The organism is Rhizobium sp. GR12, assembly GCF_036596185.1.
Classification (GTDB): Bacteria; Pseudomonadota; Alphaproteobacteria; order Rhizobiales; family Rhizobiaceae; genus Agrobacterium; species Agrobacterium nepotum.
In genome coordinates this window covers 1-8,588 of record NZ_JASXTH010000030.1, presented here as the reverse complement: position 1 = coordinate 8,588, position 8,588 = coordinate 1, and the positions used below count along the sequence as shown (strand labels likewise).

Sequence of the window (8,588 nt, the reverse complement as noted above, 5' to 3'; positions counted from 1 at the left end):
GCTTGTTCCCGGAGGCAGGCTCGATCCGGTCTATCTGATAACCGTGCCGGAGGACCTTGATGCCGTTTCGTGACCAGTACCAGGCCCAGGTTCGGCTCCTTATGCGCCTTCTTCCCATTGTGGCGCGCGAAGCCTGTTTTGCTCTCAAGGGCGGAACGGCGATCAACCTCTTTGTTCGCAACCTACCGCGCCTCTCGGTCGATATCGATCTGATGTATCTGCCGGTACATGACAGGCCGGAGGCTTTGGCTGGGATTGATGCCTCCATGAAGCGCATCAAGGCGGCAGCTCTGGCGGAGCTGCCCGGCGCTCGCGTCACCGAAAACATCCACGACGGCGCCATCCTTCGTCTTCTCGTGATTGCGGAGGGCACGCAGGTCAAGATCGAAGTCTCGCCCGTATTGCGTGGCGTGGTTCATGAACCTTCCACCATTCCTGTCACCGAGGTGGTCGAAGAGGCGTTCGGCTTTGCGGAAACCAGCGTTGTTTCCTTCGAAGACCTGTTTGCGGGCAAGCTGGTTGCAGCACTGGACCGGCAGCACCCGCGCGATCTCTTCGACGTGCAAGGTCTGCTCGCCCATGAAGGGCTGAGCGACGACCTCCGCGAAGCGTTCATCGTCTATCTGCTCAGTCACAACCGCCCTATGGGCGAGGTGCTATCAGGCCGCGTCAAGGACCTCGCAAACGAATACCCAGACCGGCAAACGCTTGCGAACTTCGCTCGACCAGCGCTTTTCCTCGCTTCTGGTTTTTGGCAACGCCTCCTCATTCTCGCCCACGAAATCATTGGCGAGCTGACGGATATCGTAGGTCAGGTCAACATCCTCCGAAAACCTGCGGATGGCGTTGTAGGCTTTCGACAAGGACGTGCCGCCTTTGAAGACAAGGTGGTCGCCAAGCGATGTGCCATAAAGGGTCTGCAGTGCCCAGACGACCCACGTGTCCTTTTCCAGAAGATGAATCGGCCGCTCGGCTTTCTCCGCGGCGATTGCGAGAACTTCCCTTCGATCGTCCCGAGACAGCTGCAAAAACTGTTCAGCCATAAGCGGCCTTTCCTACACTGCGGGCAAGCCAGCTGGGAAACTGAGGGGCGGCTGCAACAAGTTCGCCGAACGCTTCGGCGGAAAGCTTCCGCTTGATGCTCGGAAGTGCCTCTTCTGCCTTTTCCGGACCAAGCCATGCCAGCGCGCGCACAGCCAAGCCGGCAGGCTTGTTCGCCAAGGCGAGCTGCCAGCGCGGCACGTGCTTCAACTCGACCGTCTGGCTACCGACAGTCATGGTTCGGCTGCGGCCGGATGTGAAATAGACGGACCGGATCGGTACCTGAGTGGACAGCCCCAACGCGTTTGCAGCCGCGGCACCATTCGAAACGATCACCTCGCCACGCTGGTGCGCAACGGCTTCGACGGCCTGCTCGACCGTTGGTGGCCGGCTTCCAAAGCGGCTCTTGATTGCCTTGAGATAGATCCCCCGACCGGCCCGAACGAGCTCGCCGCGTTCATAAAGACGCGACAACGCCTGGTCTACCGCCGCTCGGTTTCCCAAATGCAAGAAGGCCTTCGCGGACAGCGCCGTTCCTTCCGGCAGCTGTTCGGCATAGGTCATGATCTGTGTCGTTAGTCGTTGCATGGCAATTCTCCTGTCAGAAATATATGCGGTTTTCTGACAGGTTGCAATGTGCGTCCCTCAATCATGAGGAGAAGCGCACAATGAGTAATGGATCAGGGTAGCGGGCCCAGCCGTAGTTGCTGATCGATGGTACGTGAACGCCTGTCGACAGGCCTAGAGTTCAGCCATAGCGTGTAGGCATACATTTTTGTCCAACAGGAAGCACTTAATGCCTTTTTCCAAGTCGCAGGACCTTATACGCCTTGCACGGATGGCCACTACGAGGCGGGCCGGGGTTATCCGGGGCCCGTCACTGACAAGGATCTGTGCGTCAAACCGCAGGTCGGGAATGGCGGCAAAGTCCCTGGCCAGCATGTCGCGATAGCCCGACAGGCCGAACGGGCGGCCATTGTGTTCGATATTGTCGTCGACGAAGGTGGCGAGTTCATCGAAGGCCTGTCGGTTGAGGCAGTCGAGGTAATCAAGGTAGATGTCCTTGAGTGTCGGCATGTGTTCCTCCTGATTGGGATCGTCAAATCAGTTGCGGTTTTGGCTTTCCCGTCAGCATGGCGCGCGACGCCCGTCGCTCAGTGCTCGTGCCATCATCAACCTCCTATTCCTAGAGACGTTGAATCACCTTCGCTCGCTCCCGTCGCATCACGTTTGATTCATCAATCACAAGATTTACTCTAGGTGCTTCAACCCGTGATCTATCAGCCACGAACTACGATCCGAGAGGCCCATGTCGATTTCAGATGCGATTTTCCGCCCTTTCGATACGCTGATGCGGCCGTTCGACATTCCGCATGATCTCGCGGAAACCTGTGCTTCGTCGCTGCTACGAGATGGCGACGATCGAATAGTCCGGCGTGCCTTGCCAGATCAGATCCCAGGACGCGCCGGGCCGGACGTTCTGGACAGCCCCCGGATCGAAAGAAACCAGGCAGTTTCCGCCGGGCGCACGGACGGAGGGGTAGATGAGGCCGCGGCTTCCATCTCTTCGCAACCGGGCGGCCAGTTCCTGTCCCTCGAGATAACCAACCTCCGGGTCCGGGTTGAGCGCGGCGTGTTCGGGTTCATCGGTCAGGTCGTCGAATTCTCCGATGAAGTCGGAGATCAGTTCGACATAACGGGCGCTGTCATGGAATGAGCCGGTGAAACGGAGCTCGCGGGTTCTGTGCCATGCGACCTCCGCGACCGATACGATTACGTCCCAGGCGCAATACCAGGCACCGCGATCTTCGGAGTTGAAGCGGTTGCCGCCTACCCGCGTATAGGTGAAGGCCGCATTGACGTGCGTGTCGCCGTAGATTCTGAGATCGCGGTTGCGCCGCCGCCAGGCAAGCTCTCGCGGATCGAGATGCGGATTGCGGCCGCGCTCGGCGAGCAACCGGGCGCTGGTTAACCCCTCGATCTCGGCCAGAACCTCCAGTTCCTCGTCGCTGTCGACCAGACCGCGAAGCGCCGGTGGCTTGTGGTAGGTTGCGGGCAGCAGGCGGACCAGTCCTCGAACCGACAGTTCGGTTTTCCTCATGCGCCGCCCCGCAGCGCGTCGAGATAGGTTCGGATCGCCAGAATTTGTGGGAGGCCGCCATCGATGGCGGTGTCGACCGGCCGCGCGCCGCTGAAGAGAGGGCCCGTGTTTGGGCGCGTGAACCAGCTTCTGGAGAGTTGCTCAGAGAAGTAGAGTTCGAGCGACTTGTAGATCCCGATCACGGCACTGAGGCGCAGCAACTGGTCCTTCGTCAATTCGCCGGTAAACCCCGGTTTACGCGCGCGCTTCCATGTGCTCTCCGACATGTCGGCGAGGCCCGCTGCTTCCCTGAGGCTCAGCGACCATGCATCGGCGACCTTGGCATAGGCCTTGAGTGCGACGGCATTGAGTTCCGCGGGCTTGTGGGGCTTGACGGCGATTTGCATAGTGGCCTCCTGATGTTCGTAATATAGGCCATATGATCTGAAAGTAAAGATCATTTGGACCGATATTTGATCGTGAAGTGGCTCCCGCTGCAAGAGCCTTCTCCTGCTTCGATATTGCGTCCTGGACAAGAGCAATGCGCGCATGCTCCGCCGGAATGGGTGGGCGAGCCGTCCTGCCAAATCGCCAATTGATGACCTTAAAAAAGCGTAGCTGGCCACGCTTGTCCGCCTCGAACGTAGCAGGCAGGCGCTTATGCGGAAACTGAAGAGATGGTTCGGTGAGCGGTTTCGATGAGATCGAGACCGATGCCAACGGAGTTTTGAGGGTTAATTGGCGGCGCGCTGCAGGGCATTATGTTTGAAATATTTTACCAGAATAAATCCTGTAAATACATATATTATTATTTTTATACTTTGACCGTGGAATAAATTACCACCCTATAGGCTTGAGTGAATGGATTGATCGCGGCGCGCAATTGACTTGAGGAAGGGAAGGAGCGTATCAAACATATAATTTACGCTGGAATGATGCTGAAACATATAAAATATAGTAAGCGAACCATTGCCGAAGGAGGCAGGAGTTTAATTGGCGGATTTTGCTTGTTTTGCGGATAGGTAATTTGAGTTACTTGTAACAGATGATTTTATATAGGTTTTTGTATGGAGAATGGATTTATTTATAGGTAGAGCTGAGAGGGAATCTGATTGAGAAATGGATTGGAAAGGTGATGAAAATTGATGGCGATCGATCATAATAACAATATCATGATATTGTTATTATGATCGATCGCCATCAATTTTCATCACCTTTCCAATCCATTTCTCAATCAGATTCCCTCTCAGCTCTACCTATAAATAAATCCATTCTCCATACAAAAACCTATATAAAATCATCTGTTACAAGTAACTCAAATTACCTATCCGCAAAACAAGCAAAATCCGCCAATTAAACTCCTGCCTCCTTCGGCAATGGTTCGCTTACTATATTTTATATGTTTCAGCATCATTCCAGCGTAAATTATATGTTTGATACGCTCCTTCCCTTCCTCAAGTCAATTGCGCGCCGCGATCAATCCATTCACTCAAGCCTATAGGGTGGTAATTTATTCCACGGTCAAAGTATAAAAATAATAATATATGTATTTACAGGATTTATTCTGGTAAAATATTTCAAACATAATGCCCTGCAGCGCGCCGCCAATTAACCCTCAAAACTCCGTTGGCATCGGTCTCGATCTCATCGAAACCGCTCACCGAACCATCTCTTCAGTTTCCGCATAAGCGCCTGCCTGCTACGTTCGAGGCGGACAAGCGTGGCCAGCTACGCTTTTTTAAGGTCATCAATTGGCGATTTGGCAGGACGGCTCGCCCACCCATTCCGGCGGAGCATGCGCGCATTGCTCTTGTCCAGGACGCAATATCGAAGCAGGAGAAGGCTCTTGCAGCGGGAGCCACTTCACGATCAAATATCGGTCCAAATGATCTTTACTTTCAGATCATATGGCCTATATTACGAACATCAGGAGGCCACTATGCAAATCGCCGTCAAGCCCCACAAGCCCGCGGAACTCAATGCCGTCGCACTCAAGGCCTATGCCAAGGTCGCCGATGCATGGTCGCTGAGCCTCAGGGAAGCAGCGGGCCTCGCCGACATGTCGGAGAGCACATGGAAGCGCGCGCGTAAACCGGGGTTTACCGGCGAATTGACGAAGGACCAGTTGCTGCGCCTCAGTGCCGTGATCGGGATCTACAAGTCGCTCGAACTCTACTTCTCTGAGCAACTCTCCAGAAGCTGGTTCACGCGCCCAAACACGGGCCCTCTCTTCAGCGGCGCGCGGCCGGTCGACACCGCCATCGATGGCGGCCTCCCACAAATTCTGGCGATCCGAACCTATCTCGACGCGCTGCGGGGCGGCGCATGAGGAAAACCGAACTGTCGGTTCGAGGACTGGTCCGCCTGCTGCCCGCAACCTACCACAAGCCACCGGCGCTTCGCGGTCTGGTCGACAGCGACGAGGAACTGGAGGTTCTGGCCGAGATCGAGGGGTTAACCAGCGCCCGGTTGCTCGCCGAGCGCGGCCGCAATCCGCATCTCGATCCGCGAGAGCTTGCCTGGCGGCGGCGCAACCGCGATCTCAGAATCTACGGCGACACGCACGTCAATGCGGCCTTCACCTATACGCGGGTAGGCGGCAACCGCTTCAACTCCGAAGATCGCGGTGCCTGGTATTGCGCCTGGGACGTAATCGTATCGGTCGCGGAGGTCGCATGGCACAGAACCCGCGAGCTCCGTTTCACCGGCTCATTCCATGACAGCGCCCGTTATGTCGAACTGATCTCCGACTTCATCGGAGAATTCGACGACCTGACCGATGAACCCGAACACGCCGCGCTCAACCCGGACCCGGAGGTTGGTTATCTCGAGGGACAGGAACTGGCCGCCCGGTTGCGAAGAGATGGAAGCCGCGGCCTCATCTACCCCTCCGTCCGTGCGCCCGGCGGAAACTGCCTGGTTTCTTTCGATCCGGGGGCTGTCCAGAACGTCCGGCCCGGCGCGTCCTGGGATCTGATCTGGCAAGGCACGCCGGACTATTCGATCGTCGCCATCTCGTAGCAGCGACGAAGCACAGGTTTCCGCGAGATCATGCGGAATGTCGAACGGCCGCATCAGCGTATCGAAAGGGCGGAAAATCGCATCTGAAATCGACATGGGCCTCTCGGATCGTAGTTCGTGGCTGATAGATCACGGGTTGAAGCACCTAGAGTAAATCTTGTGATTGATGAATCAAACGTGATGCGACGGGAGCGAGCGAAGGTGATTCAACGTCTCTAGGAATAGGAGGTTGATGATGGCACGAGCACTGAGCGACGGGCGTCGCGCGCCATGCTGACGGGAAAGCCAAAACCGCAACTGATTTGACGATCCCAATCAGGAGGAACACATGCCGACACTCAAGGACATCTACCTTGATTACCTCGACTGCCTCAACCGACAGGCCTTCGATGAACTCGCCACCTTCGTCGACGACAATATCGAACACAATGGCCGCCCGTTCGGCCTGTCGGGCTATCGCGACATGCTGGCCAGGGACTTTGCCGCCATTCCCGACCTGCGGTTTGACGCACAGATCCTTGTCAGTGACGGGCCCCGGATAACCCCGGCCCGCCTCGTAGTGGCCATCCGTGCAAGGCGTATAAGGTCCTGCGACTTGGAAAAAGGCATTAAGTGCTTCCTGTTGGACAAAAATGTATGCCTACACGCTATGGCTGAACTCTAGGCCTGTCGACAGGCGTTCACGTACCATCGATCAGCAACTACGGCTGGGCCCGCTACCCTGATCCATTACTCATTGTGCGCTTCTCCTCATGATTGAGGGACGCACATTGCAACCTGTCAGAAAACCGCATATATTTCTGACAGGAGAATTGCCATGCAACGACTAACGACACAGATCATGACCTATGCCGAACAGCTGCCGGAAGGAACGGCGCTGTCCGCGAAGGCCTTCTTGCATTTGGGAAACCGAGCGGCGGTAGACCAGGCGTTGTCGCGTCTTTATGAACGCGGCGAGCTCGTTCGGGCCGGTCGGGGGATCTATCTCAAGGCAATCAAGAGCCGCTTTGGAAGCCGGCCACCAACGGTCGAGCAGGCCGTCGAAGCCGTTGCGCACCAGCGTGGCGAGGTGATCGTTTCGAATGGTGCCGCGGCTGCAAACGCGTTGGGGCTGTCCACTCAGGTACCGATCCGGTCCGTCTATTTCACATCCGGCCGCAGCCGAACCATGACTGTCGGTAGCCAGACGGTCGAGTTGAAGCACGTGCCGCGCTGGCAGCTCGCCTTGGCGAACAAGCCTGCCGGCTTGGCTGTGCGCGCGCTGGCATGGCTTGGTCCGGAAAAGGCAGAAGAGGCACTTCCGAGCATCAAGCGGAAGCTTTCCGCCGAAGCGTTCGGCGAACTTGTTGCAGCCGCCCCTCAGTTTCCCAGCTGGCTTGCCCGCAGTGTAGGAAAGGCCGCTTATGGCTGAACAGTTTTTGCAGCTGTCTCGGGACGATCGAAGGGAAGTTCTCGCAATCGCCGCGGAGAAAGCCGAGCGGCCGATTCATCTTCTGGAAAAGGACACGTGGGTCGTCTGGGCACTGCAGACCCTTTATGGCACATCGCTTGGCGACCACCTTGTCTTCAAAGGCGGCACGTCCTTGTCGAAAGCCTACAACGCCATCCGCAGGTTTTCGGAGGATGTTGACCTGACCTACGATATCCGTCAGCTCGCCAATGATTTCGTGGGCGAGAATGAGGAGGCGTTGCCAAAAACCAGAAGCGAGGAAAAGCGCTGGTCGAGCGAAGTTCGCAAGCGTTTGCCGGTCTGGGTATTCGTTTGCGAGGTCCTTGACGCGGCCTGATAGCACCTCGCCCATAGGGCGGTTGTGACTGAGCAGATAGACGATGAACGCTTCGCGGAGGTCGTCGCTCAGCCCTTCATGGGCGAGCAGACCTTGCACGTCGAAGAGATCGCGCGGGTGCTGCCGGTCCAGTGCTGCAACCAGCTTGCCCGCAAACAGGTCTTCGAAGGAAACAACGCTGGTTTCCGCAAAGCCGAACGCCTCTTCGACCACCTCGGTGACAGGAATGGTGGAAGGTTCATGAACCACGCCACGCAATACGGGCGAGACTTCGATCTTGACCTGCGTGCCCTCCGCAATCACGAGAAGACGAAGGATGGCGCCGTCGTGGATGTTTTCGGTGACGCGAGCGCCGGGCAGCTCCGCCAGAGCTGCCGCCTTGATGCGCTTCATGGAGGCATCAATCCCAGCCAAAGCCTCCGGCCTGTCATGTACCGGCAGATACATCAGATCGATATCGACCGAGAGGCGCGGTAGGTTGCGAACAAAGAGGTTGATCGCCGTTCCGCCCTTGAGAGCAAAACAGGCTTCGCGCGCCACAATGGGAAGAAGGCGCATAAGGAGCCGAACCTGGGCCTGGTACTGGTCACGAAACGGCATCAAGGTCCTCCGGCACGGTTATCAGATAGACCGGATCGAGCCTGCCTCCGGGAACAAGC

The 8,588-nt window shown here is 56.8% G+C and carries 8 protein-coding genes and 4 pseudogenes; 6 read left to right on the top strand and 6 right to left on the bottom strand.

Going from position 1 to position 8,588, the window contains the following annotated elements:
• Positions 1 to 59: 59 nt before the first annotated feature.
• Positions 60 to 692: pseudogene (locus QSK43_RS26805) on the top strand (nucleotidyl transferase AbiEii/AbiGii toxin family protein); the annotation flags it as partial.
• Here the strand turns inward: QSK43_RS26805 and QSK43_RS26810 are convergent.
• From QSK43_RS26810 to QSK43_RS26830, 5 genes and pseudogenes are all read right to left on the bottom strand, one after another.
• A pseudogene (locus tag QSK43_RS26810) lies at positions 690 to 1,043 on the bottom strand (nucleotidyl transferase AbiEii/AbiGii toxin family protein); the annotation flags it as partial. The pseudogenes QSK43_RS26805 and QSK43_RS26810 overlap by 3 nt on opposite strands.
• Positions 1,036 to 1,629: a DUF6088 family protein gene (locus QSK43_RS26815; protein ID WP_332306004.1), complete on the bottom strand. Its 594-nt coding sequence runs from the start codon at positions 1,627 to 1,629 to the stop codon at positions 1,036 to 1,038. The gene QSK43_RS26815 and the pseudogene QSK43_RS26810, both read right to left, overlap by 8 nt.
• 153 nt (positions 1,630 to 1,782) lie before the next feature.
• Entirely contained in the window at positions 1,783 to 2,118 is a 336-nt protein-coding gene (locus QSK43_RS26820) for an ester cyclase (protein ID WP_332306005.1), read from the bottom strand.
• 328 nt (positions 2,119 to 2,446) lie between these two features.
• Positions 2,447 to 3,142, bottom strand: a complete 696-nt coding sequence (locus tag QSK43_RS26825) for an RES family NAD+ phosphorylase (RefSeq protein ID WP_332306006.1) — start codon at positions 3,140 to 3,142, stop codon at positions 2,447 to 2,449.
• Entirely contained in the window at positions 3,139 to 3,528 is a 390-nt protein-coding gene (locus tag QSK43_RS26830; RefSeq protein WP_060724498.1) for an antitoxin Xre-like helix-turn-helix domain-containing protein, read from the bottom strand. The genes QSK43_RS26825 and QSK43_RS26830 overlap by 4 nt, the downstream gene beginning before the upstream one ends.
• Before the next feature lie 1,532 nt (positions 3,529 to 5,060).
• Between QSK43_RS26830 and QSK43_RS26835 the strand changes: the two genes are divergently transcribed.
• From QSK43_RS26835 to QSK43_RS26855, 5 genes and pseudogenes are all read left to right on the top strand, one after another.
• Positions 5,061 to 5,450, top strand: coding sequence for an antitoxin Xre-like helix-turn-helix domain-containing protein (locus QSK43_RS26835; protein ID WP_060724498.1), 390 nt, complete (start codon positions 5,061 to 5,063; stop codon positions 5,448 to 5,450).
• On the top strand, positions 5,447 to 6,142 hold the full coding sequence (locus tag QSK43_RS26840; RefSeq protein WP_332306006.1) for an RES family NAD+ phosphorylase: 696 nt from the start codon (positions 5,447 to 5,449) through the stop codon (positions 6,140 to 6,142). Before QSK43_RS26835 ends, QSK43_RS26840 begins: the two co-directional genes overlap by 4 nt.
• 328 nt (positions 6,143 to 6,470) lie before the next feature.
• Positions 6,471 to 6,806, top strand: a complete 336-nt coding sequence (locus tag QSK43_RS26845) for an ester cyclase (RefSeq protein WP_332306005.1) — start codon at positions 6,471 to 6,473, stop codon at positions 6,804 to 6,806.
• A 153-nt stretch (positions 6,807 to 6,959) separates the two neighbouring features.
• On the top strand, positions 6,960 to 7,553 hold the full coding sequence (locus tag QSK43_RS26850; RefSeq protein WP_332306004.1) for a DUF6088 family protein: 594 nt from the start codon (positions 6,960 to 6,962) through the stop codon (positions 7,551 to 7,553).
• Positions 7,546 to 7,899, top strand: a pseudogene (locus tag QSK43_RS26855) (nucleotidyl transferase AbiEii/AbiGii toxin family protein); the annotation flags it as partial. The gene QSK43_RS26850 and the pseudogene QSK43_RS26855, both read left to right, overlap by 8 nt.
• On the opposite strand, the pseudogene QSK43_RS26860 reads toward QSK43_RS26855, so the two are convergent.
• Positions 7,897 to 8,529, bottom strand: a pseudogene (locus tag QSK43_RS26860) (nucleotidyl transferase AbiEii/AbiGii toxin family protein); the annotation flags it as partial. The pseudogenes QSK43_RS26855 and QSK43_RS26860 overlap by 3 nt on opposite strands.
• Between the last annotated feature and the right edge of the window lie 59 nt (positions 8,530 to 8,588).

What these genes read in the sequence shown, in the direction of transcription:
- QSK43_RS26815 (WP_332306004.1), bottom strand. Translation starts at nt 1,629, where the DNA reads ATGCAACGACTAACGACACAGATCATGACCTATGCCGAACAGCTGCCG.
- QSK43_RS26820 (WP_332306005.1), bottom strand. Translation starts at nt 2,118, where the DNA reads ATGCCGACACTCAAGGACATCTACCTTGATTACCTCGACTGCCTCAAC.
- QSK43_RS26825 (WP_332306006.1), bottom strand. Translation starts at nt 3,142, where the DNA reads ATGAGGAAAACCGAACTGTCGGTTCGAGGACTGGTCCGCCTGCTGCCC.
- QSK43_RS26830 (WP_060724498.1), bottom strand. Translation starts at nt 3,528, where the DNA reads ATGCAAATCGCCGTCAAGCCCCACAAGCCCGCGGAACTCAATGCCGTC.
- QSK43_RS26835 (WP_060724498.1), top strand. Translation starts at nt 5,061, where the DNA reads ATGCAAATCGCCGTCAAGCCCCACAAGCCCGCGGAACTCAATGCCGTC.
- QSK43_RS26840 (WP_332306006.1), top strand. Translation starts at nt 5,447, where the DNA reads ATGAGGAAAACCGAACTGTCGGTTCGAGGACTGGTCCGCCTGCTGCCC.
- QSK43_RS26845 (WP_332306005.1), top strand. Translation starts at nt 6,471, where the DNA reads ATGCCGACACTCAAGGACATCTACCTTGATTACCTCGACTGCCTCAAC.
- QSK43_RS26850 (WP_332306004.1), top strand. Translation starts at nt 6,960, where the DNA reads ATGCAACGACTAACGACACAGATCATGACCTATGCCGAACAGCTGCCG.